Source organism: Pseudomonas sp. AKS31, from assembly GCF_023634765.1.
Classification (GTDB): domain Bacteria; phylum Pseudomonadota; class Gammaproteobacteria; order Pseudomonadales; family Pseudomonadaceae; genus Aquipseudomonas.
Window position 1 is genome coordinate 14,005 of sequence record NZ_JAMLFX010000018.1, and the last position, 21,866, is coordinate 35,870.

At 56.9% G+C, this 21,866-nt stretch carries 21 protein-coding genes; 11 read left to right on the plus strand and 10 right to left on the minus strand.

What is annotated here, in order from left to right; translation table 11 throughout:
* From M9827_RS25830 to M9827_RS25840, 3 genes are all read right to left on the minus strand, one after another.
* The coding region (locus M9827_RS25830) for a methyl-accepting chemotaxis protein (RefSeq protein WP_250607985.1) at positions 1 to 1,289 on the minus strand (1,289 nt) is incomplete at its 3' end.
* Positions 1,290 to 1,479: 190 nt separating this feature from the next.
* Positions 1,480 to 2,547 carry a diguanylate cyclase gene (locus tag M9827_RS25835; RefSeq protein ID WP_250608038.1) on the minus strand — a complete coding sequence of 356 codons (1,068 nt, stop codon included), beginning with the start codon at positions 2,545 to 2,547 and terminating at the stop codon, positions 1,480 to 1,482.
* Positions 2,548 to 2,703: 156 nt separating this feature from the next.
* Positions 2,704 to 3,312 carry a TetR/AcrR family transcriptional regulator gene (locus tag M9827_RS25840; protein WP_250607987.1) on the minus strand — a complete coding sequence of 203 codons (609 nt, stop codon included), beginning with the start codon at positions 3,310 to 3,312 and terminating at the stop codon, positions 2,704 to 2,706.
* A gap of 215 nt (positions 3,313 to 3,527) precedes the next feature.
* On the opposite strand from M9827_RS25840, the gene M9827_RS25845 reads away from it, so the two are divergent.
* On the plus strand, positions 3,528 to 4,583 hold the full coding sequence (locus M9827_RS25845; protein WP_250607989.1) for an MBL fold metallo-hydrolase: 1,056 nt from the start codon (positions 3,528 to 3,530) through the stop codon (positions 4,581 to 4,583).
* A 21-nt stretch (positions 4,584 to 4,604) separates the two neighbouring features.
* Here the strand turns inward: M9827_RS25845 and M9827_RS25850 are convergent, their stop codons facing one another.
* The 3 genes from M9827_RS25850 to M9827_RS25860 form a co-directional block, all read right to left on the minus strand.
* Positions 4,605 to 4,886 (minus strand): helix-turn-helix domain-containing protein, encoded by a 282-nt coding sequence (locus M9827_RS25850; protein WP_064387601.1) that lies wholly within the window; start codon positions 4,884 to 4,886, stop codon positions 4,605 to 4,607.
* 10 nt (positions 4,887 to 4,896) lie between these two features.
* A complete protein-coding gene (locus tag M9827_RS25855) occupies positions 4,897 to 5,214 on the minus strand; it encodes a helix-turn-helix domain-containing protein (protein ID WP_250607991.1) in 318 nt (105 codons plus the stop codon).
* Between the two features lie 93 nt (positions 5,215 to 5,307).
* Positions 5,308 to 6,075: an AraC family transcriptional regulator gene (locus M9827_RS25860; protein ID WP_250607993.1), complete on the minus strand. Its 768-nt coding sequence runs from the start codon at positions 6,073 to 6,075 to the stop codon at positions 5,308 to 5,310.
* Between the two features lie 111 nt (positions 6,076 to 6,186).
* Here M9827_RS25860 and M9827_RS25865 point away from each other — a divergent pair, with 111 nt between their 5' ends.
* From M9827_RS25865 to M9827_RS25875, 3 genes are all read left to right on the plus strand, one after another.
* Positions 6,187 to 7,002 carry a sulfite exporter TauE/SafE family protein gene (locus M9827_RS25865; protein ID WP_250607995.1) on the plus strand — a complete coding sequence of 272 codons (816 nt, stop codon included), beginning with the start codon at positions 6,187 to 6,189 and terminating at the stop codon, positions 7,000 to 7,002.
* 76 nt (positions 7,003 to 7,078) lie between these two features.
* Positions 7,079 to 7,798 (plus strand): DUF6933 domain-containing protein, encoded by a 720-nt coding sequence (locus M9827_RS25870; protein ID WP_250607997.1) that lies wholly within the window; start codon positions 7,079 to 7,081, stop codon positions 7,796 to 7,798.
* 86 nt (positions 7,799 to 7,884) lie between these two features.
* Positions 7,885 to 9,075 (plus strand): hypothetical protein, encoded by a 1,191-nt coding sequence (locus tag M9827_RS25875; protein WP_250607999.1) that lies wholly within the window; start codon positions 7,885 to 7,887, stop codon positions 9,073 to 9,075.
* A 4-nt stretch (positions 9,076 to 9,079) separates the two neighbouring features.
* On the opposite strand, the gene M9827_RS25880 is transcribed toward M9827_RS25875, so the two are convergent.
* Positions 9,080 to 10,066, minus strand: a complete 987-nt coding sequence (locus M9827_RS25880; RefSeq protein ID WP_250608001.1) for a hypothetical protein — start codon at positions 10,064 to 10,066, stop codon at positions 9,080 to 9,082.
* 187 nt (positions 10,067 to 10,253) lie between these two features.
* Between M9827_RS25880 and M9827_RS25885 the strand changes: the two genes are divergently transcribed.
* A complete protein-coding gene (locus M9827_RS25885) occupies positions 10,254 to 11,351 on the plus strand; it encodes an HNH endonuclease (protein ID WP_250608003.1) in 1,098 nt (365 codons plus the stop codon).
* A gap of 128 nt (positions 11,352 to 11,479) precedes the next feature.
* On the opposite strand, the gene M9827_RS25890 is transcribed toward M9827_RS25885, so the two are convergent.
* The 3 genes from M9827_RS25890 to M9827_RS25900 form a co-directional block, all read right to left on the minus strand.
* On the minus strand, positions 11,480 to 12,016 hold the full coding sequence (locus tag M9827_RS25890; RefSeq protein WP_250608004.1) for a BRO-N domain-containing protein: 537 nt from the start codon (positions 12,014 to 12,016) through the stop codon (positions 11,480 to 11,482).
* Between the two features lie 347 nt (positions 12,017 to 12,363).
* On the minus strand, positions 12,364 to 13,614 hold the full coding sequence (locus M9827_RS25895; protein ID WP_250608006.1) for a ribonucleotide-diphosphate reductase subunit beta: 1,251 nt from the start codon (positions 13,612 to 13,614) through the stop codon (positions 12,364 to 12,366).
* Positions 13,615 to 14,156: 542 nt separating this feature from the next.
* Complete coding sequence (locus M9827_RS25900; protein ID WP_093430405.1) at positions 14,157 to 14,417, minus strand: DUF2790 domain-containing protein; 261 nt, start codon at positions 14,415 to 14,417, stop codon at positions 14,157 to 14,159.
* Positions 14,418 to 14,891: 474 nt separating this feature from the next.
* Here M9827_RS25900 and acs point away from each other — a divergent pair, with 474 nt between their 5' ends.
* The 6 genes from acs (at position 14,892) to M9827_RS25930 (ending at position 21,824) form a co-directional block, all read left to right on the plus strand.
* Positions 14,892 to 16,847: an acetate--CoA ligase gene (gene acs, locus M9827_RS25905; protein WP_250608008.1), complete on the plus strand. Its 1,956-nt coding sequence runs from the start codon at positions 14,892 to 14,894 to the stop codon at positions 16,845 to 16,847.
* Between the two features lie 821 nt (positions 16,848 to 17,668).
* Positions 17,669 to 18,442: an L-arginine-binding protein AotJ gene (gene aotJ / locus M9827_RS25910; protein ID WP_038366516.1), complete on the plus strand. Its 774-nt coding sequence runs from the start codon at positions 17,669 to 17,671 to the stop codon at positions 18,440 to 18,442.
* Positions 18,443 to 18,533: 91 nt separating this feature from the next.
* Positions 18,534 to 19,223, plus strand: a complete 690-nt coding sequence (locus tag M9827_RS25915) for an ABC transporter permease (RefSeq protein WP_007912702.1) — start codon at positions 18,534 to 18,536, stop codon at positions 19,221 to 19,223.
* Positions 19,220 to 19,918, plus strand: coding sequence for an ABC transporter permease (locus M9827_RS25920; protein ID WP_123453435.1), 699 nt, complete (start codon positions 19,220 to 19,222; stop codon positions 19,916 to 19,918). The genes M9827_RS25915 and M9827_RS25920 overlap by 4 nt, the downstream gene beginning before the upstream one ends.
* A 1-nt stretch (position 19,919) precedes the next feature.
* Positions 19,920 to 21,032 carry a M14 family metallopeptidase gene (locus tag M9827_RS25925; protein ID WP_250608010.1) on the plus strand — a complete coding sequence of 371 codons (1,113 nt, stop codon included), beginning with the start codon at positions 19,920 to 19,922 and terminating at the stop codon, positions 21,030 to 21,032.
* 27 nt (positions 21,033 to 21,059) lie between these two features.
* Positions 21,060 to 21,824: an ABC transporter ATP-binding protein gene (locus M9827_RS25930; RefSeq protein ID WP_003227281.1), complete on the plus strand. Its 765-nt coding sequence runs from the start codon at positions 21,060 to 21,062 to the stop codon at positions 21,822 to 21,824.
* Positions 21,825 to 21,866 lie beyond the last annotated feature (42 nt).

Below are 21,866 nucleotides of genomic sequence, written 5' to 3' on the forward strand. Positions count from 1 at the left end.
CTCACGGCATCCACTGCCTCGCTGGCACCATCACGAATCTGCAAAATCACCGTCCCCGCCTGATTCGCCAGTTCGACCCCTTGCGCCGCGCGACCCTGGGTGCCTTCCATGCTCTTGATGGCCTGGCGGGTCTCGTTCTGGATCAGCCCGATCATGCTGGAAATCTCCGCAGTCGAGCCGCTGGTGCGAGCCGCCAATTGCCGCACTTCGTCCGCAACCACGGCAAACCCTCGGCCCTGTTCACCGGCGCGTGCGGCTTCAATCGCGGCGTTGAGCGCCAGCAGATTGGTCTGGTCGGCAATCGCGCGGATCGTGTTGACGATGGCGGTGATCTGCTCGGAGCGCTCGCCCAGTTGGGCAATCAGCGTCGAAGACTCGGCAATGTCTTCGGCGATTTCGCGCATTTCGCTGGCCGCTTGCTGAATCACCTGCGTACCTTGCTCGGCGACTTTTCGCGTCGCCACGGAGATGTGATACGCCGCACTGGCACTGCGCGCGTCCTGCTCGTGTCGCTCGACCCGGGCGGTGACGTCGGAGGCGAATTTCACCACTTTGCACAAGCGCCCGGCAGCGTCATAAACCGGGTTGTAATTGGCTTCGAGCCAGACGATTTGCCCGCGTTTATCCACGCGTTCGAACTGCCCCTGGAACAGCTCGCCTTGGTTCAAGCGTCGCCAGAAATCCTCATAGGCGCTGCTGTTGACCAGTGCCGGCGTGCAGAACAACCGGTGATGTTTGCCTTTCAGCTCCGCGAGGGTGTAACCCATGCGCGTCAGAAAATTCTGATTGGCTGTGAGAATACTGCCGTCGAGGTTGAACTCGATAATTGCCATTGCGCGGTCGATTGCCTGCAATTTGGCGTTGGCTTCGCTCTCCTGCTGCACCTTGGCGGTCACGTCCATGGCGTACTTGACCACTTTCACCACGCGTCCCGAAGCATCCTTGATCGGGTTGTAACTGGCCTCAAGCCAGATCGGCAGGCCCCTGCCGTCAACCCGTTCGAACGTACCGGACTGAAACTGGCCGTTTTTCAGGCGTGACCACAAATCGGTGTATTGAGCACTGCGCCCGAACTCCGGCGTGCAAAAGCGCCGATGGGGCTGGCCGACCACTTGTTCGGCGGTGTAACCCATGGTCTTGAGAAAGTTGTCATTGGCGCGGAGGACGACGCCATCGAGGTCGAACTCGATCACCGCCATCGAGCGATTGATCGCCTCAAGCAGGCCGGCTTGTTCGGTGAGGGTGCGTTGAAGATCGTCGACGACGGATTTGTGGCGATTGAAGAACATGTTCGCAGTACTCAGGAAGTGGGGAAGATCGAGGATTCAGTCCCTATTTCCGCGCCGGCAGACCGAATGCGCGGACGGCATTCGGCAATGACTGCTCAATGCCAGCATTCCGTAGCTGGCAGATGGCTACTTATACAAAACTTCATAAAGTTGTACAAGAAAGTATTTTTTTATAATTTTGTATAACTTTTTAGGCGTTGGCGTTGTCCGTCGCGGTCTTGCTCAAGGCCACGCTGATGGTGTTACGGCCCGTGTGTTTCGCGGTGTAGAGCGCTTTATCGGCATCGTCCAGCCAGTCGAGGGCATCCTTGTACAAAGGCTGATACCGCGCCAAACCGATACTCAGGCTCACTCGCAACGCTGTCACGTGCGGATGACGATAGTGCTGCAACGCCTCGCGCAATTGCTCCATCAGCGCTTCGGCCTTGTGCAGGGGCATTGTCGGCAGGATTACGCAGAACTCGTCACCGCCGTAGCGCCCGGCCAATTCGTATTGATCGAGCAGGCGTTTGAGCTCCTGACTCAAATGCCGCAGCACCTCATCGCCGACGATGTGCCCGAAGCTGTCGTTGATCTCCTTGAAATGGTCGATGTCGATCAACGCCAGCGTGGCTTGGGTGTTGTGTCGGCGGCACTGCTGGAATCTCAGGTGCAGCAGGTCCTTCCAGGCCCCGTGGTTGAGCAGGCCGGTGAGGCTGTCGGTACGGCTGAGGGCGCTCAGTGCGCGTTTGTGTTGGGACAGTTTGATCGCCAGGCGATAACAGACCATGCCCAGCGCCAACGGATACAGGGTGAGCATCGGCAGGCAGGCCCAGACTTGCACCTGCGTCATCGTCAGGCTGAATTTGACACCAAAAATCGCCCAGCCCAGCAGCATGCCAGCGAGTTGGGCGAGGGCGCCAAACACGAACAGACGTTGGCCGCCGGCGGCGACGTTGTTCATCGTCATCATCGACAGAATGGTCACGGTAGTCAGCGGGTTGAACTGAAAGCACGCCGTCCAGAAACCGCCGAACATCGAGTCGTACAACAAATTGCGGCGTTCAGCCTGATACGGGAACGTCGAGCGCGTGGAGATCCGGTAAGCCAAGTGTGGCCAGGCGAAGCCGTTGAACAACAACAGCGCCCACAGCCAGTCGGGCATGTTCAGCGGATACAACGCCGCAGCGACGCTGAAGAATCCCACGCCCAGACCAATGGCTCTGGGCAGATAAATACGTCTGGCGAATGACAAGCCTTTGCCGCGTTGGTTTTCCATGATGCCCTGCGCGAAATTCATCCTGAAATACTTTGCAGTATTTTCTCAGGCTAACCGTTCGTCGGTCGATTGTCGGACATTGTCATTTATTCCAACGGGAATAATCAGTGTCCTTCCGAGCCATTTAATCGTTGGTTCGCGCGGGAGAAGGGCGATTTAGAGCTGATAGCGGGACAGAAACATCTCCAGTGCCGATTCGGCGACGTTTTTCTGCATATCGACATCGAGGGCGGCACGGCCCATCGACATCTGCGGCCAGAAAGCAAAGGTCTTGAGCAAGCCTTGTACTTGATGTGCGGCGAATTCCGGATCGACCGGTTTCAGCCGACCGTCCGCCTGTGCGGCGCGTATCCACACGGTCAGACCTTCCTCGCGCTCGCCCATGCGCTCGATCATGTTCTGCGCACGCTCCGGCGAGTGAATGGTGGCGGCAATCGCCACGCGCGCCAGGGTCAGGAAATTCTCGTCAGCCATCAACTGCACCTTGGCCTGAAGCATCTGCCGTAATTGCTCACGCAGCGGCTGATCGCGGCTATAAACGACGGAAGGCTCGGCACTGATGCGTGCCCACAACTGGTTGAGAATTTCGGCGAACAACTCTTCTTTGCTGGGGAAATGGTTGTACACCGTACGTTTCGACACACCGGCGGTGGCGGCAATCTTGTCCATGCTGGTGATCTCGAAACCGTGGGCACGGAACTCGGCAATCGCCGCCTGGATAATGGCTTCGCGTTTACGGTCGGTGAGGCGCTGTGGAGCTGTCATAAGTACGCTTCGGCAGAGAAAGGGTGAAATTACACTTGGCAGTTTACTTGTCATCCGCTTTGATGCAACCTAGAAACTACACCGAGCAGTGTAATGTTGCGTTAATCCTCGCAACCTAAAAAACAGAAGTTCGGCCTATGCGTGCAGCTTTGGCCATTTATCGTCCCACCGTGGAAAAACCGCGAATTGCGCGGTTTTTCTGGAGTCATTCAGTCATGGCCAATCCAGTTTCGATCCCGGATAACACATCCACGCCTGAGGCCTCGCGGCAGCATCAGGGGCTGTTTCGCAATCATGCACCCGTGCAACGTGAAGGCGTACGCAAAATGCTGCGGATCATGTGGAACATGATTTTCCACAAGCCGCGCAACACCCGGCCCGCCGCGCCGATCCCGGTGCAGGCGTTGACTCGGGAAGAACTCTTGGCGGCGCCCAACCACAGCGTCTATCGATTCGGTCACTCGACCCTGTTGCTGAAGCTGCGCGACAAATTCTTCATCACCGACCCGGTCTTTGCCGAGCGCGCATCGCCGGTGCAGTGGGCCGGGCCGAAACGCTTCCACCAGCCACCGATCAGCATCGACCAGTTGCCGCCGATCGAAGCGGTGATCCTGTCGCACAACCATTACGACCACCTCGATTACCAGGCCGTGCTCAGACTGGCCGCCAAGACCAATCTGTTCCTGACCCCGCTGGGCGTCGGCGACACCCTGATCAAATGGGGCATCGAAGCCAGCAAGGTCCGCCAGTACGATTGGTGGCAGGGCGCCGAGATTGCCGACATCCAGTTCGTCGCTACACCGTCGCAGCACTTTTCCGGCCGTGGCTTGTTCGATGGCAACAGCTCCCTGTGGGCATCCTGGGTGATGATCGACGGTGACAAGCGGATCTTCTTCAGCGGCGACAGCGGCTACTTCGACGGCTTCAAACGCATCGGCGAACAGTACGGCCCGTTCGACCTGACCCTGATGGAAACCGGCGCCTACAACGTCGAATGGCCACACGTACACATGCAGCCTGAAGAAACTCTGCAAGCGCACATCGACCTCAAAGGCCGCTGGCTCTTCCCGATCCACAACGGCACCTTCGACCTGGCGATGCACGCCTGGCACGAACCGTTTGACCGGATTCTGGCACTGGCGTGGGAACGCAGTATTTCCATTACCACGCCGCAAATGGGTGAGGCGTTTAACATCGCTCAACCGCAACGCGGGGAGGCGTGGTGGTTGGCGGTTGAAGGGGGGAGTGAGGGTGTGGTGCAGAACGCCTGATCAGATGAAGACGGTTCGCGCCTAAGGGGGCGAACCGGTTGCTCCAGAAACAAGCCCTGAAATCTTACGGCTGTAATCAGCCATAGTAGTAACCGACACTTCTCGAAATTTTCCACGAAGTAATTGCTGCAGGTTCTCCAGAGGTATTCCCAGTCTTTGTGCGGCTTCAGATTCGCTTATGTCGGTGGACTCGATGAGCGAGATCAATTTGGTCGCGTACTCGGACTTGAGCAGCATCTCGCCTGCATGCTCAAGCTCTAAATCTTGATAAACATTGCCTGTGCTTTCTTCGATCTCGCTCATGTTTTTATCCTTACTCAGCCATCGCAAAATCCCCACGCCCCATCGCTTCCGACGACACGCCCTGAACACTCGCACTACGCCCCGGTGCAAACCCGGGAAAGAACACCAGCCCCTGCGCCTCAAACCGGTAAGCCAGCGCCAGTCGCACCGCATCCGCTACGTCCTGCTGCGCTTCAAAGCGTTGAATGTCTTCAACCGAAACCTCAGCCTCCCGCGAGAGCTGTTCCACGCTCCAGCCCAGCATCGCTCGGGCCTGGACGCAGTGCGTCGGGGTGAACTGGAAAAGGGCAATGCGTTCGAGGATGTGATTCATCGCAAGAGAGGCCATGGTGTGCTCCGGGCTCAAGAGTGCTGATTGAAAATGTACTGTGTTTTTGTACAGTTGTTTTCGGCCGGGATCAAACGCATTTTTTGATTTGCGCTAGTTAACCGCCTCCAACCAGACGGACGGTGCCTGCCCGAGAATGCGCCGGAACATCGTCGAGAACGCCGCCGGGCTCTCATAACCAAAATCCAGCGCGATGCGCGTCACCGCTTCACCCGAGGCCAGTCGTGACAGCGCCAGAACCACGCAGGCCTGCTGCCGCCATTGCCTGAAGCTCAATCCGGTCTGTTGCCGAAACAGTCTGTTGAAGGTGCGCAAGCTTATGTGTAACTGCTCGGCCCACTGCTGTGGAGATTGATGGGCGTACGGCTGATGCAGAAAGGTCTGACACAGGGAAAGTAGTTTTCCGTCAGTCGGCAGCGGAATGTGCAACGGCAGCGGCGCACTGCGCGTCAGTTCATGCAGCAACAGGTCGATCAACACGCCATCGCGTCCGCCCAAGTCATAGGCCAGTGGCAGTTCCACCGCCTCCATCAGCAACTGCCGCATCAACGGCGACACACTGATTACCTGGCAACGCTCGCCCAAATCCACTGCGCCCGGCTCGATGTACACGCTGCGAGTGCTGACCCCAAGCATCAACACCTCATGCGCCACCCCCGGCGGGATCCACACCGCGCGCTGCGGCGGCACCACCCAATTGCCGTCATGGGTACTGACCTGCATCACACCGGTCGCGCCGTACAACAACTGCGCCCGTCGATGCGTGTGAAAGGGCAGCAGGTGACCGTGGGAATAATCCGTACCGATCGCCACCACGTCACGCGGCGTGTCATCCAGCAGATTGATCGAAACATTGCGCATCAGGCGTTTCCCAGCGATTGGCGTAAACGCAAACATTATTGGCTGAGTTGCTGAAGCAGGCCAGGCGAAGCCGCATTATCGTCGATCGCTCTCCCTTCACGGACGCCCGCCATGTTCTATTTACTGCTGACCCTCTTCGGCTGCCTGACCGGCATCACCGCCGTGCTGTTCGGCTTCGGCGGCGGTTTTGTCGTAGTGCCGCTGCTGTATCGCATGCTCACCGCCAGCCACGGCACCGACGACCCGATCGGCGAATCGGCGATGCACATCGCTGTCGCCACTTCGACCTGCGTGATGATCGTCAACGCCCTGATCGCCACCGACAAACACCGCCGCGCCGGCAACCTGATCCGCCATTACCTGTGGCCGTTGGGCGGGTTTATCGCAATGGGAGCGATCGTGGGGGCAATAGCGGCGGTGTGGGTCAGTGGCGAGGTGATTCGCTATGCGTTCATCGGCTACCTCGGCGTGACCATTGTCGACTGCCTGCTCAGACGAGGATTTCTCACGCAAAACTCTGACGTCATCCCACGCCGACTTGGCGTTATGGAAAATTCCGCAGGTGGCGTAGGCATTGGCGTCATTGCGACGTTTCTTGGTGTAGGAGGAAGCGTCATGACCGTGCCGTTGCTGCGCCGTTGTGGGTTGAGCATGTCGCAAGCGACGTCCATGGCCAATCCGTTGAGCGTGCCGGTGGCAGTGGCGGGGACGCTGACGTACATGGCGTTGGCCGGGTTCAGTCAGGCTGACCTGGGCGCGTGGTTTGTCGGGTATGTGGATTTGCTGGCGTTTGCGCTGCTGACAGTGGGCTCGCTCATCGGGATTCGCTTGGCCGCGCCATGGATTGGGCGGATCCCGGATCGGGTGCATGCCTGGGTCTATATTGGGTTGCTGGTTATTGTGCTGTTGTGCATTTCGGTTAAATGAATCATTGCCAGGCTATAGCGGAAGAAACCAAAATCGATAACTTAACGCTGTGCTCAGCAACGACCAGAGAACCAGGATGTTGATCTTCAATTGCACCGAAGCCGCCAGTAAGTTTTTCAGCCGTGTTCACAAAGGCAAAAAGATCACGCCGGTGGATGCCAAACCGCCGTCCGCAATCATTGAAGATGATGAGCTGAGCGGCGCTGACGAGCAGTGGCTGGTGCACGCGATAACGGTACAACGCAAGCATGTGTTGCTGGTCATTCACGTCAAAACCCGCTATTGCCTGATCTTCGCTGATGCGAAAAAGGCTGACACAGAAGACTTTGTTGATCGATTTGTGGATCGTTGGGTCAAGGGGATAGTGATCAACGCACATCATCATGACCTCGGGCAGTGGCTAAACCCTGAGTTGATGTTGGCGCGGCTAAAACAGACTTGTGAGCATCAACGGTTCTATCGACGTAGCCATCGCAGCGCGCAAAAACACATTGATGAGATTGCATGGATGTTCCAGGACAAGGTCGCCCATACGGGGTCTTTGCCACCGGATGAAATCACCGCGATGGTATTTGACGAGCAAATGAATGACACGCCTAGGAACAGCAAGGGCGCCAAGTCTTACTACTTTCCGGATGAGGAAATGGCCCTTCACTGGCTGCGTCATTACTGCTTCCTTGATGACGTCCAGCTTCATGCTGCCAAGGAACGTCGCCAACAAATGGCCCGGGAAATTGCGGCCCTTGAGCACGAAGCCTGGCTTAAAAAGTACGAGCAAGAAAACTCGAATAGTTAAGCGGCCCCCGCCATAATCCGCAGCGTATTTTTCAGCGTCGGCGCCTATACGCCGACGCGACCTCCGATTCCTTCAAGGATTGATTCATGCTCAAGGGACTGATGCGCCTGGCACCGTGCGCCGCTGTGCTATTCACACTGATTTCCACTGCCCATGCTGAAGATGGCCGGCGCGTATTTACCGGTACGCTGGGTAAGACACCGATTGTCGTGGAGCTAAACACCACGCAGCCGGATGAAGTGACTGGGCGGTATTTCTACGAGAAATATCACCGTGACCTAGCCCTCAGCGGCTCGCTACAAGACAGCACGTTGAACCTTGTTGAAGGTAACAACCGCTACGGTGACGACAAACCGCTACCAACCTTGAAGCTGGAAGAAACCGGCAACGGCTGGCAGGGCGAATGGCAAAGTCCGCAGGGCAAAAAGCTGCCGGTGAAACTCTCCGAGGCCAGACTTCCCGCGCCCACCTCAGCAACTTTACCTTTCATTGCCGCACTGCCATATGGCGAGCCTTACGAGTATTTGCGCCTGCAGGGACTCAAGCTCAAACCGGCGAAGAAAGAAAACTTCATGGGCTACGACCTGCAATGGTGGACGGAGCCTGAGACAAAGATTTCGCTGTTCAGCGTGGAGTCCGGATTGTCGAAAGATGATCAGCAACGGGTTAACCAGCAGTTGCTCGGGCGCCTCTGGAGTGAAGTCATCAGCTATCACGGCTGCCAATTACAAGGCGGGGAGAACGTGGAGTTCATGCAGCAGGCAGAACCGAAAATGATCTCGCCAGCCGTGGTCAGCCTGAATATCTCGACCAGCTATTACTGCGGCGGCGCGCATCCGGACTTCGGTGATTCCCCGCTCAATATCGACGTGAAAACCGGCCACCCGCTGTCCCTCGAAGATGTGCTGTGGGTCGGAGAGGGCAAACCGCTGCTACATGCCGAGCGCGACAGCCTGGGCGACAAACCGCTGAGCGAGGCCGAAAGTAACGCGCGCTATCAGTACGTAAGCAAAGAGTTGGTACCTTGGGTGATCAAGCAATTCACCTCCCTGTACCCCACAGAAATGAAAACACCGACGGGAGATGACGACTGCAACTTCCAGGATGAGAGCATCTGGGGCACTTCACCTTGGTACTTCACCGAGAAGGGCTTGTACCTCGGCGCCTACTTCGCTCGCGTGCAACGCTCCTGCGACAGTCCTGACTGGTCGATCCTGCCGTACTCCCTCGTCAACCAACACCCCGGCGCCGTCAAACTACAACTGCCCCAGAGCTAACCAATCACTCCAGCCCCGGCGCTTCACGAATAATGAAGTGATCCAGGTTCTCGATATTGGCATTGAAGACCTCGAAAGGCTTTTCGGGGTTCTTCTTGCCCGGCACCTGCTTCAACTCCGGAGTCACCCCATAGAAGAAACAGAACAACGCCTTGTCGCTATCCACCGCGTGCTTGATCTCCTCCAGAAACGCCTTGCGCTTGCGGTAGTTGTCGATCAGCTTCTTGTTCAGATAAACACTGACCGGATACGGCTTCTTCTTACTGTCCTCGGACTTCTTGAACCAGACCTTGTCCTCGAAGTCGATGCGAAAACTGGCACTGTGGAAGTCCTCGATCTTCTTGATCCGCCCCCAGTAAATCAGCCCCTTGTTGTCCGTCAGATACTCGATCTTCTTGAAGAACGAACTGTACGGCGCCGTATGCTCGCCGACCTTCAACGGCATGCGCTTAAGCAATTCCTTGTCGGCGAAGTTCGAAACAAAACACTCCACCGGATGCGCAAACACACTGGTCTTGTCCGGGGCCGATTCACGACCCGCCGACTCTTTACCACCGTCCGCCGCCACCCGCACCGGATCATCGCGCAACACATCCGCCGCCCCCGCTGGCGCGACAGGCTTGCACACATACTCACGCCGGGTCAGCAACAACTCTGATGGGAAGTGTTCCTCACGGCCGTCATCTACTTCGCCATCCGCCGTCTCAACGCCAGACGCTGAAGCCTTCAAACTCACATACGGACAACCCGCCACATGCTGCGTCGTGGGCAGATTCTTGAAGTGCGGCGTACGCACATAATTCACGTTCTTGGCGTTGAACGTGCCCAACTCGTTGGAAGCTTCGAACGCCGAACGACAGGCATCGTTGGGGCACTGGAAGTGTTCCTTCGCAGAGTCAAACGCCACCGTCTCATCGAAATTGAGATCGCGAACATTATAGATCGACAACTTGTCGTCGAGGCTGAGGCAGTAGGCGAGATCGAATTTCATGGTGGGGCTCGGATCCTTGAGGAGAAGATGGCGCGTTAAGACGAGTAAACGAGTTAGGGGAGCACGCGGATATTAAAGGTAACGCCTAGAAATAGTGGCTCTTTGCTCTGTCATGTATTGAAACCCTTTTGGAGTTTGGCGACTATAGGAATTTTCCTACAGCCATTGACTACAAAGGGCGGCACTCGTGGTGATCAAAGCGGTCTCGAAGGAACGAATAGGTAGCGCGATGCTGGAGTTTGATCACAAATTTCGGAGTAGGTCTGAGTGGCAAGGCTGGGAAAAAAACCAATCGCATCGTTATGCCATTGACGCGGGCGGGATCTTTTATCCAGCGAAGAAAATTGTCTCTTTGGCGACTGGCATTGCGGTAGGCGATTTTTCGGGTGGGCATCCGACCAACAGTTACCTTAAGAAGCGAGGCTTCACTATTGTGGAGTTACCTCGTGAAGAAGGTGAGCTTGTGTTGCAGTTCACGCCGGGGGCTGTTTACGATCGAAAAACTGAAATCAATGGTGCGTTTGGCGGTAGTCGGCAAAGTGGCATTGCAGCGTCAGCTATCTATCCAGTGATTTTTTTGTTCACTGGCGATAGCGGTGAACAATACGGTTATGCAGATCGTTGGGACGACGGCGCCTACCTTTACACGGGTGAAGGACAGCGAGGTGCGATGACTTTGACTCGTGGCAACCGCGCCATTGCTGAGCATGCCGTGGATGGCCGAGCACTGCATTTGTTTAAGTCACTCGGCAAGGGTAAAGGCTGCGCTTATGTGGGTGAGTTTTCTTGTGCTGATATGTTCACGCGGACTCAACCGGATGTAACTGGCCAGGATCGTGCGGCTATTGTTTTTCGACTAGTCCCGGTCGGTATTTCTGGCGGAACGATTGAAGTTGGTGAAGAGGATGAGCATAAGGCTGACTTTCCCGAGTCTCTGGCTGCTGCACGGCTGGTGGCGCTCGCTGCTTGTAAGCTTGCCAGTGATGGAGTCGGGCAATCCGCCCCGCGTAAGATTTATCAGCGTAGCCAGAAGGTCTCGTACTACGTATTGATGCGTGCTCAGGGAATATGTGAAAGCTGTGAAATGCCAGCTCCGTTCTTGAAGAAGGATGGCACACCCTATTTAGAACCGCATCATGTGAATAGGCTCTCCGATGGCGGTTTAGACCACCCACGGTATGTGGCGGCTGTATGTCCAAGTTGTCACCGGGAAATTCACTCAGGGGTGCATGGCGCATTGGTGAATCAGAGATTGAAGCTTCGGTTGGAAGCAATTGAAGGTTGAGTATTCCAATTACGGTTGTTTTTTTCGCACCCATACGATCGCCGAGGGTGCAACCCTCGGTCGATATTGAATGGCCGTCATGAACTTTGTGAAGAGTCGTGGGGCTCGAAAGTGCTCCTATAAACACGTCACCTAGCCATATAGCGCCTCGAAGATTGGAGTGCCTGAGCAACTCGTCGCCACCAAGGTCGAATCGTAGTTGCTCTCCGCTGCGGCTGATCATTTAACAGGTGAGGCATATCCCGCAGCCGAATCCACCCCTCATCCTGCCAGTGCAGCAAACTCAAAGACATCTCCGGCCAATCCAACAAACTCAGCTTTGGCCGATTTGAATCTCCCGAGTCCGCAGCGTCGCGCAAGGTTGGCACTACCTCACTGGTTAACCACTCACGCAGCAACCGATTTCCCGGTACGTAGTGATACACCAACAGCGCATAAACCCCGGATTCACTGAGCATCAGATGCTGTTCTGGTTCTTGAAAGTACTCGATCCACATAACGCGGCGTTGATCGCTATCTAGCTTATTGACCACCCGATCATTGAGATGGAAACCCATCAAACGGCCAATATCCCGAGCGGAGAACCAAGGCTGGTTTTCTATTAGAAGGGCATGTAAAGAAAGGTTGTGGCGAGAGAAGACTGTTACCGAGCATGGATCAGACATATCTATGACCTCTACGTTTTAGATTTTTGAGGGCCTGACCCCAACGTAGAGCGGACTTAAGAAATCCCAACGAGCAGAGCAGTTGCCACCGACGAATTACACGTCTGTGTCACTGACCAAGCTTTCTACGTTGGGCGTTTCTTAGGCACCTGCGATAGAGCTTAGTAGCGCTCGCAGCACGCTTCAATGGGAAGCGACTGTAAGTGCTGTAGGAGATTGAGCGCTGTGGCGTAGGCGTAAAAAGGTTTACCCATCGCCCATAAAAAAGCCCCGATAAAATCGGGGCTTTTTGCTTTCTCGACTCGCCGACTCAAACCGCAATCGTCAAATCATGCCGAGCGAGACCATTAGTCCCAGCTCAACGCACCACCAGTTTGGTATTCGATCACGCGCGTCTCAAAGAAATTCTTCTCTTTCTTCAAGTCCATAATCTCGCTCATCCAAGGGAACGGGTTAGTCGTGCCTGGATATTCCTCTTTCAAACCAATCTGCGACAAACGACGGTTAGCGATGAACTTCAGGTAGTCCTCCATCATCGCCGCGTTCATGCCCAACACCCCGCGAGGCATGGTGTCACGCGCGTATTCGATCTCCAGCTGCGTACCCTGCAGAATCATCTGGGTCGCTTCTTCTTTCATCTCAGCATCCCACAAATGCGGGTTTTCGATTTTGATCTGGTTGATCACGTCGATGCCGAAGTTCAGGTGCATGGATTCGTCGCGCAGGATGTACTGGAACTGCTCGGCGACGCCGGTCATTTTGTTGCGGCGGCCCATGGAGAGGATTTGGGTGAAGCCGCAGTAGAAGAAGATGCCTTCCAGAACGCAGTAGTAGGCGATCAGGTTGCGCAGCAGTTCTTTGTCGGTTTCAGGGGTGCCGGTTTCGAACTTCGGATCGGAGATCGAGCGGGTGTACTTCAGGCCCCAGGCTGCCTTTTTAGCGACCGATGGGATCTCGTGGTACATGTTGAAGATTTCGCCTTCATCCATGGCCAGCGATTCGATGCAGTACTGGTAGGCGTGGGTGTGGATCGCCTCTTCGAAAGCCTGGCGCAGGATGTACTGGCGGCATTCCGGGTTGGTGATCAGGCGGTACACGGCCAGTACCAGGTTGTTGGCAACCAGGGAGTCGGCGGTGGAGAAGAAGCCGAGGTTGCGCATGACGATGCGGCGCTCGTCGTCGGTCAGGCCTTCCGGGTCTTTCCAGAGGGCGATGTCGGCGGTCATGTTGACTTCTTGCGGCATCCAGTGGTTTGCGCAACCGTCCAGGTACTTCTGCCAGGCCCAGTCGTACTTGAAAGGTACGAGCTGGTTGAGGTCGGCGCGGCAGTTGATCATGCGCTTTTCGTCAACGGCGACACGGGCGGAGGCGCCTTCGAGTTCGGCGAGGCCTTCGGCAACGTCGAGGGAGTTCAGTGCAGCCTTGGCGCGGGCGACAGCGGCGGAGTCGTCGGCGGTCACGGCGCGGGCTTCCAGCGCGGCGGCGCCGCCGGCGTTGTCGAGGCGGTCCATGTTGGCTTCGCTAGCGTGGCCGGCGTTGGCGCCTTTCACTGCTGCTACTTCACTGTCTTCTTTGTCGAATTCGTCCCAGCTCAGCATGACGTGTCGTCTCCTGCGTGAGGGCCTGTGCCCGTGTGAAACCTGATTGGTTGGTTTTTCACACGGTCGTACAGACCGCGTTGGATGTCGTTTTTTGCAGCGATGCACGCAGGCAAATAAACAGAAATTTTGACGGGTTCCGAGAGCCTCTGATGGGCGCAATCAGCGTTGAACGCTGCTGCGGGGCTTCAGAATGGCTTTTGATCCCTGTAAGGGAATATTGCTGACCCGTATGGGCCGGCATTATAGGGAAAAAAACACGGCTGTGCTGAGGCGAATCCGCGCATGGAGCGGTCGGGGAGGGTGGTTTTTCGACGAGAGTGAGGGTTTACAGGGCTTTGCCGGGGATAGATTTTTTTTCGTAAAAATCTCGCCATTGTGAATTTGCTCAAAAAACGAACAAAAAAACCGGTTTTTCACTACATCTAGTGTTTTGCAAGCATTTTTGACGACTTCAAACACAACTGAGCCCGACCGAAGTCGGGCTGGAATCGACCCTCAATGAAGCGCTGAGAGATCCAATTCGGTGCAGTCTCGAATCATCAATTGGTGCAGCCGTTGCCCATGATGCTGTAACGCAGGATGTGACGCTGACCTTTGGAGTCGTCGTATTCCATTTTGGCCGGAACCACTTCACAGACATTCGGAACTTCGCTCATCGACACAACTTTGGCGATGTCCAGGTGAGTCGAGTAAGTGTATTCCTCAACAACCGGTTGTTGCTGCGCGACATCAGTCGGAACCTCATCTGCCATGGCGGTTGCGCACAGACTGCTGAGGGCCAGAACCAATAAAGCTTTCATTCGGATTTACCTTTTTGAGGTCGAGTGGGGTCACGCAACCTTTTTAGGGTTGCGTGTGGAACTTCATCGTTTGCAGTTATTACTTGAGAGCTGGATTAACGGCCTTCGTGGGGGCTGTAACGTTGTTAATCGCGTTTGCCTTGTTGGCGAGGTGAATTTTAGGGAGATGGGGCGGGGGTAAACAGAGCGGGTTTTGATAAACACCTTTGGCGGATTTGGTAACAATCCCCGAAATCCCCCTGTAGGAGCTGCCGAAGGCTGCGATCGTTTGATCTGGATGTTTAGAAGCAAGATCAAAAAGATCGCAGCCTTCGGCAGCTCCTACAGGCGGCGTGGGGCTAGGGGTTGAGGGTTTTGGTTCGGTATCGCTACGACTTGTAGGGGCTTGTTACTACCATCGTCGAATGGTTCTATGGGGCCGGCCCGGATACAACGGGGTCATACAAAAACAACTATTACACCGAGGTAGGAAAGATGAGTGCGGCTTCTCTGTATCCCGTTCGTCCCGAGGTTCTGGCTAACACGCTGACTGACGAGGCGACCTACAAAGCCATGTACCAGCAGTCGGTCGTCAACCCTGACGGCTTCTGGCGCGAGCAAGCCAAGCGTCTCGACTGGATCAAGCCTTTCACCACGGTGAAACAGACGTCGTTCGACGATCACCATGTCGACATCAAGTGGTTTGCCGACGGTACCCTGAACGTTTCCTATAATTGCCTCGACCGTCACCTGGCCGAGCGCGGCGATCAAGTCGCGATCATCTGGGAAGGCGACGATCCTTCCGAGAGCCGCAACATCACCTACCGCGAACTGCACGAGCAAGTGTGCAAACTGGCCAACGCCCTGCGTGGTCAGGACGTGCACCGCGGCGACGTGGTGACCATTTATATGCCGATGATCCCCGAAGCCGTGGTCGCCATGCTGGCCTGCACCCGGATCGGCGCGATTCACTCGGTGGTGTTCGGCGGTTTCTCGCCGGAAGCCCTGGCCGGTCGCATCATCGACTGCAAATCGAAAGTGGTGATCACCGCTGACGAAGGCATTCGCGCTGGCAAGAAGATTTCCCTCAAGGCCAACGTCGACGACGCGCTGACCAATCCGGAAACCAGCAGCATCCAGAAAGTCATCGTGTGCAAGCGCACCGGTGGCGACATCAAGTGGAACCAGCATCGCGACATCTGGTACGAAGACCTGATGAAAGTGGCGGGCACCGTTTGCGCGCCGAAAGAGATGGGCGCCGAAGAAGCGCTGTTCATCCTTTATACCTCCGGCTCGACCGGCAAGCCGAAAGGCGTGCAGCACACCACTGGCGGTTACTTGCTGTATGCGGCGATGACCCACGAGCGCGTGTTCGACTACCGCCCGGGCGAAATCTACTGGTGCACCGCCGACGTCGGCTGGGTCACCGGCCACAGCTACATTGTCTACGGCCCGCTGGCCAATGGCGCGACCACGCTGCTGTTCGAAGGCGTGCCGAACTACCCGGACATCACCCGGGTGGCGAAGATTGTCGACAAGCACAAGGTCAACATCCTCTACACCGCGCCGACCGCGATCCGCGCGATGATGGCGTCGGGCACCGCCGCTGTTGAAGGCGCGGATGGCAGCAGTCTGCGTCTGCTCGGTTCGGTGGGCGAGCCGATCAACCCGGAAGCGTGGGACTGGTACTACAAGAATGTCGGCAAGTCGCGTTGCCCGATCGTCGATACCTGGTGGCAGACCGAAACCGGCGGCAACATGATGAGCCCGCTGCCGGGTGCGCACGCGCTGAAGCCGGGTTCGGCGGCACGTCCGTTCTTTGGTGTGGTGCCGGCGCTGGTCGACAACCTCGGTAACATCATCGAGGGCGAGGCTGAAGGCAACCTGGTGATTCTTGATTCGTGGCCAGGTCAGGCGCGTACGTTGTATGGCGATCACGATCGTTTCGTTGATACCTACTTCAAGACCTTCCGCGGCATGTACTTCACCGGTGACGGTGCGCGTCGTGACGCCGATGGTTACTACTGGATCACCGGGCGCGTGGACGACGTGCTGAACGTCTCCGGTCACCGCATGGGCACGGCAGAGATCGAGAGCGCGATGGTTGCGCATCCGAAGGTTGCCGAGGCGGCGGTGGTTGGGGTTCCGCATGACATCAAGGGGCAGGGTATCTATGTCTATGTCACCTTGAAGAATGGCGAGGAGCCGACCGAGCAGTTGCGCCTGGAGTTGAAGAACTGGGTGCGTAAAGAGATCGGGCCGATTGCTTCGCCGGATGTGATCCAGTGGGCACCGGGGCTGCCGAAGACCCGCTCGGGCAAGATCATGCGCCGGATTCTGCGCAAGATTGCCACGGCGGAATATGACGGGTTGGGGGATATCTCGACCTTGGCGGATCCGGGTGTGGTGCAGCATTTGATTGATACGCACAAGACTATGAATGTTGCTTAAGTAGCAGGTCTGAAAAGAGGAAAGCCCTGTCCGGTGTATGCCGGGCGGGGCTTTTTTGTGTCTGGAGGTTTTGTGCTGGCAGGGCTGACCTCATCGCTGGCAAGCCAGCTCCCACAGGTTTTGTGGTGTGTTGGAGATTTTGGTTCCAGCGCATATTGGGGGTGGCTGCTCTGGCCTAATCGCTGGCAAGCCAGCTCCCACAGAGTTTGTGGTGTGTCGGAAATTTCAGCTTCGCCGCATATCCCTGTGGGAGCTGGCTTGCCAGCGATAGCAATCTGTCAGGCAACTGTGTAGTCCACTGTCGGAACACAAGACCACCCAACCAATAATTATCGATCTCCCCCGTCAGACATTTCCCGCTGTTACCCGCCACTCTCCGCGTAACCGAATGTGTAACCGCCCGCCCCGGAGCGGGGCATAGGGAAACGCATCGCCCCGTTTTAGAGCCTCGAAACCCCCGGTGAAAAATAAGACACAACGCTGCGCTTGCCGGATTAGAAGGGTTTGCGAATAATAGGCCCGCAATTTGCAGCATAGATCGGTTCACTGTCTTTCGCTCTTGCATGAAATTGCAAGGCTGTCAATGCGCTCAAGTCGCTTTCTCTGTGCATCTGTAATTAGTTGTCGCATTGAAGAAATATCGGCTTCGGGCCTGTCGTTAGAATGCCGATCACTCGCTCATCGTGGCTGACGTTGAAACCTCTGACGGTTTCAATGGGAAATTTCCCACCGATGCAGCAACCGATTTCCCGATTCACCCATTCGCATATTGGGCTGTCGCTCACTCTGCCGTTTTTGCCCTTTACCGATGGAGTCCCAAGATGAAGAAACTTGTGCTGCTTGGCGCCCTGGCACTGTCCGTGCTGTCGATGAACGCCTTCGCTGACGAAAAACCTCTGAAGATCGGTATCGAAGCGGCTTACCCTCCGTTCGCTTCGAAAGCACCGGACGGCAGCATCGTCGGTTTCGACTACGACATCGGCAACGCTCTGTGCGAGCAGATGCAGGTCAAGTGTGTGTGGGTCGAGCAAGAGTTCGACGGTCTGATCCCGGCACTGAAAGTGCGCAAGATCGACGCGATCCTGTCGTCGATGTCGATCACTGAAGATCGCAAGAAGTCGGTCGACTTCACCAACAAGTACTACAACACCCCGGCCCGTCTGGTGATGAAGGCCGGTACTCAGGTCAGCGAAGGTCTGGCTGAGCTGAAGGGCAAGAACATCGGCGTACAACGTGGTTCGATCCATGAGCGTTTCGCCCGCGAAGTCCTGGCGCCACTGGGTGCCGAGATCAAGCCGTACGGCTCGCAGAACGAAATCTACCTCGACGTGGCCGCCGGTCGCCTCGACGGTACCGTGGCTGACGCTACTCTGCTGCAAGACGGCTTCCTGAACACCGACGCCGGCAAAGGCTTTGCGTTTGCAGGCCCGGCGTTCACCGACGTCAAATACTTCGGCGACGGCGTAGGCATCGCAGTGCGCAAGGGCGACGCCCTGAAAGACAAGATCAACGCTGCCATCGCGGCCATTCGCGAGAACGGCAAATACAAGGCAATCCAGGACAAGTACTTCGCCTTCGATATCTACGGCAAGTAACACGTCTCTGCGACAAGTCCGAAATGGCGCAAGCAACAGGATCTCTGCGGTTTGCGCCATTTTTTCATCCCAACTTTCGAGGACCTGAATCATGTTGAAAGGCTACGGGGCTGTCATCCTCGATGGCGCATGGCTGACGCTTCAGCTCGCCTTGTCGTCCATGGCTCTGGCCATCGTTCTCGGGCTGATCGGTGTCGCGTTGCGCCTGTCGCCGGTGCGCTGGCTGGCGTGGCTGGGCGATCTGTATTCCACGGTGATCCGCGGGATTCCCGACCTGGTGCTGATCCTGCTGATCTTCTACGGCGGTCAGGACTTGCTCAACCGCGTCGCACCGATGCTGGGCTATGACGACTACATCGATCTGAATCCGCTGGCCGCCGGTATCGGCACCCTCGGTTTCATCTTCGGTGCGTACCTGTCGGAAACCTTTCGGGGCGCGTTCATGGCCATTCCCAAAGGCCAGGCCGAAGCGGGCATGGCGTATGGCATGAGCAGTTTTCAGGTGTTCTTCCGGGTGATGGTGCCGCAGATGATTCGTCTGGCGATCCCGGGCTTCACCAACAACTGGCTGGTACTGACCAAAGCGACCGCGCTGATTTCCGTGGTCGGTCTGCAAGACATGATGTTCAAGGCCAAGCAGGCGGCAGATGCCACTCGCGAGCCTTTCACCTTCTTCCTCGCAGTGGCGGCGATGTACCTGGTGATCACCAGTGTTTCGTTGCTGATCCTGCGTCAACTTGAGAAGCGCTACTCGGTAGGCGTAAGGGCGGCTGATCTATGATCTTCGACTACAACGTCATTTGGGAGGCCATGCCGCTGTACCTCGGCGGCCTGGTGACCACCCTCAAATTGCTCGCGCTGTCGCTGTTTTTCGGTCTGCTCGCGGCCCTGCCGCTAGGGCTGATGCGCGTCTCGAAAAACCCGGTCGTCAACGGCGCCGCGTGGCTTTACACCTACGTGATCCGTGGCACGCCGATGCTGGTGCAACTGTTCCTGATCTACTACGGTCTGGCGCAGTTCGAAGCGGTCCGCGAAAGCTTCTTGTGGCCGTGGCTGTCCAGCGCAACGTTCTGTGCGTGCCTGGCGTTTGCGGTCAACACCAGCGCCTACACCGCGGAAATCATCGCCGGCAGCCTCAAGGCCACGCCGAACGGTGAAATCGAAGCGGCCAAGGCCATGGGCATGTCGCGCTTCAAACTGTACAAGCGCATCCTGCTGCCATCGGCCCTGCGCCGGGCACTGCCGCAGTACAGCAACGAAGTGATCATGATGCTGCAGACCACCAGTCTGGCGTCCATCGTGACCTTGATCGACATCACCGGCGCGGCGCGTACCGTCAATGCGCAGTTCTATCTGCCGTTCGAGGCGTACATCACCGCTGGCGTGTTCTACCTGTGCCTGACCTTCATTCTGGTCAAACTGTTCAAGCTGGCCGAGCGTCGCTGGTTGAGCTACCTGGCCCCGCGGAAGCACTGATATGGAACGCATCGACCACGTATTGCCGTGGAGCCATCTGGGCAGCGAGCGCACGATTTCGGTGTTCCGCTTCGGGCATGGCGAGCGCAAGGCCTACATTCAGGCCAGCCTCCATGCTGACGAATTGCCGGGCATGCGCACCGCCTGGGAGTTGAAAAAGCGTCTTGGTGAACTCGAAGCGAAAGGCTTGCTCAACGGTGTTATCGAACTGGTGCCGGTCGCCAACCCGTTGGGTCTTGGGCAGTTGCTGCAAGGCAATCACCAGGGCCGTTTCGAGGCCGGTAGCGGCAAGAATTTCAACCGCGACTTCGTCGAGCTGAGCGCGCCGGTTGCGGCCGCGCTGGCCGACAGTCTCGGCGATGATCTGCACGCCAATGTGCGCCTGATTCGTCAGGCGATGGCTGATCACCTCGCGGCATTGCCGCAGGCGAGCAGCCAGTTACAAGGCATGCAGCGTGTGTTGCTCAGCCATGCCTGCACCGCCGATATGGTGCTCGATTTGCACTGCGATGCCGAAGCCGCGCTGCACATGTATGCGTTGCCGCAACACTGGCCGCAGTGGCGTTCGCTGGCGGCGCACCTGAATGTGAAGGTCGGATTGCTGGCGGAAGATTCCGGCGGCAGTTCGTTCGATGAAGCCTGCTCGTTGCCGTGGCTGCGTCTGTCGCGGCAGTTCCCCGATGCGCAGATTCCGCTGGCGTGTCTGGCAACCACGATTGAGCTGGGTGGTCAGGCCGATACCGGTCGCGCCGAAGCCTGCGCGTATGCTGAAGGCATTCTGGCGTTCCTCGCTGAACAAGGCCTGATCACTGGCGAGTGGCCCAATCCGGCACACGAAGCGTGTGAAGGCATGCCATTCGAAGGCACCGAGTTGCTGTTCGCGCCGCATCCGGGCGTCGTGAGTTTTCTGCGCAAACCCGGCGAATGGGTCGAGGCGGGCGACGAGATTTTTGAAGTGATTGATCCTCTGTCCGATCGGGCCAGCACGGTGTGTGCTGGTACCTCCGGGGTGCTGTTTGCCATTGAACGGCTGCGTTATGCCCAACCCGGTTTCTGGCTGGCCAAGGTGGCGGGGCGCGAAGCGCTGCGTCACGGGCGCTTGCTCAACGACTGACTGACTGTTTTTGTGAGAACCGACCGCATGTACAAACTTGAAGTCCAAGACCTGCATAAACGCTATGGCAGTCACGAAGTGCTCAAGGGCGTGTCCCTGAAAGCGGCAGCCGGCGATGTGATCAGCATCATCGGCTCCAGTGGCTCCGGCAAAAGTACTTTCCTGCGCTGCATCAACCTGCTCGAGCAGCCGCACGCGGGCAAGATCCTGCTCAACAACGAAGAGCTGAAACTGGTGGCGAACAAGGACGGCGCGCTGAAAGCCGCTGATCCGAAACAGCTGCAGCGCATGCGTTCGCGCCTGTCGATGGTGTTCCAGCATTTCAACCTGTGGTCGCACATGACCGCGCTGGAAAACATCATGGAAGCACCGGTTCACGTCCTTGGCGTGTCCAAGGCCGAAGCGCGCGAAAAAGCCGAGCACTACCTGAACAAGGTTGGCGTGGCCCATCGTAAGGATGCTTTCCCAGGACATATGTCCGGCGGCGAGCAGCAGCGTGTGGCGATCGCCCGTGCGCTGGCAATGGAACCGGAAGTGATGCTGTTCGACGAGCCGACTTCGGCCCTCGACCCAGAGCTGGTGGGCGACGTGCTGAAAGTCATGCAAGCGCTGGCGCAGGAAGGTCGCACCATGGTCGTGGTGACCCACGAAATGGGCTTTGCCCGTGAAGTGTCGAACCAGTTGGTGTTCCTGCACAAAGGCGTGGTTGAAGAAAGCGGTAACCCGCGCGAAGTGCTGGTCAATCCGCAATCGGAACGTTTGCAGCAATTCCTCTCGGGCAGCTTGAAATAAATCAGGGCTGCCGTTGTGCACCGAGATAGTGCATGCTTCGCA

Bases quoted from the DNA above. Each gene is read 5' to 3' on its own strand.
- M9827_RS25835 (WP_250608038.1), bottom strand. From the start codon at position 2,547: ATGGAAAACCAACGCGGCAAAGGCTTGTCATTCGCCAGACGTATTTAT.
- M9827_RS25840 (WP_250607987.1), bottom strand. From the start codon at position 3,312: ATGACAGCTCCACAGCGCCTCACCGACCGTAAACGCGAAGCCATTATC.
- M9827_RS25845 (WP_250607989.1), top strand. From the start codon at position 3,528: ATGGCCAATCCAGTTTCGATCCCGGATAACACATCCACGCCTGAGGCC.
- M9827_RS25850 (WP_064387601.1), bottom strand. From the start codon at position 4,886: ATGAGCGAGATCGAAGAAAGCACAGGCAATGTTTATCAAGATTTAGAG.
- M9827_RS25855 (WP_250607991.1), bottom strand. From the start codon at position 5,214: ATGGCCTCTCTTGCGATGAATCACATCCTCGAACGCATTGCCCTTTTC.
- M9827_RS25860 (WP_250607993.1), bottom strand. From the start codon at position 6,075: ATGCGCAATGTTTCGATCAATCTGCTGGATGACACGCCGCGTGACGTG.
- M9827_RS25865 (WP_250607995.1), top strand. From the start codon at position 6,187: ATGTTCTATTTACTGCTGACCCTCTTCGGCTGCCTGACCGGCATCACC.
- M9827_RS25870 (WP_250607997.1), top strand. From the start codon at position 7,079: ATGTTGATCTTCAATTGCACCGAAGCCGCCAGTAAGTTTTTCAGCCGT.
- M9827_RS25875 (WP_250607999.1), top strand. From the start codon at position 7,885: ATGCTCAAGGGACTGATGCGCCTGGCACCGTGCGCCGCTGTGCTATTC.
- M9827_RS25880 (WP_250608001.1), bottom strand. From the start codon at position 10,066: ATGAAATTCGATCTCGCCTACTGCCTCAGCCTCGACGACAAGTTGTCG.
- M9827_RS25890 (WP_250608004.1), bottom strand. From the start codon at position 12,016: ATGTCTGATCCATGCTCGGTAACAGTCTTCTCTCGCCACAACCTTTCT.
- M9827_RS25895 (WP_250608006.1), bottom strand. From the start codon at position 13,614: ATGCTGAGCTGGGACGAATTCGACAAAGAAGACAGTGAAGTAGCAGCA.
- M9827_RS25900 (WP_093430405.1), bottom strand. From the start codon at position 14,417: ATGAAAGCTTTATTGGTTCTGGCCCTCAGCAGTCTGTGCGCAACCGCC.
- acs (WP_250608008.1), top strand. From the start codon at position 14,892: ATGAGTGCGGCTTCTCTGTATCCCGTTCGTCCCGAGGTTCTGGCTAAC.
- aotJ (WP_038366516.1), top strand. From the start codon at position 17,669: ATGAAGAAACTTGTGCTGCTTGGCGCCCTGGCACTGTCCGTGCTGTCG.
- M9827_RS25915 (WP_007912702.1), top strand. From the start codon at position 18,534: ATGTTGAAAGGCTACGGGGCTGTCATCCTCGATGGCGCATGGCTGACG.
- M9827_RS25920 (WP_123453435.1), top strand. From the start codon at position 19,220: ATGATCTTCGACTACAACGTCATTTGGGAGGCCATGCCGCTGTACCTC.
- M9827_RS25925 (WP_250608010.1), top strand. From the start codon at position 19,920: ATGGAACGCATCGACCACGTATTGCCGTGGAGCCATCTGGGCAGCGAG.
- M9827_RS25930 (WP_003227281.1), top strand. From the start codon at position 21,060: ATGTACAAACTTGAAGTCCAAGACCTGCATAAACGCTATGGCAGTCAC.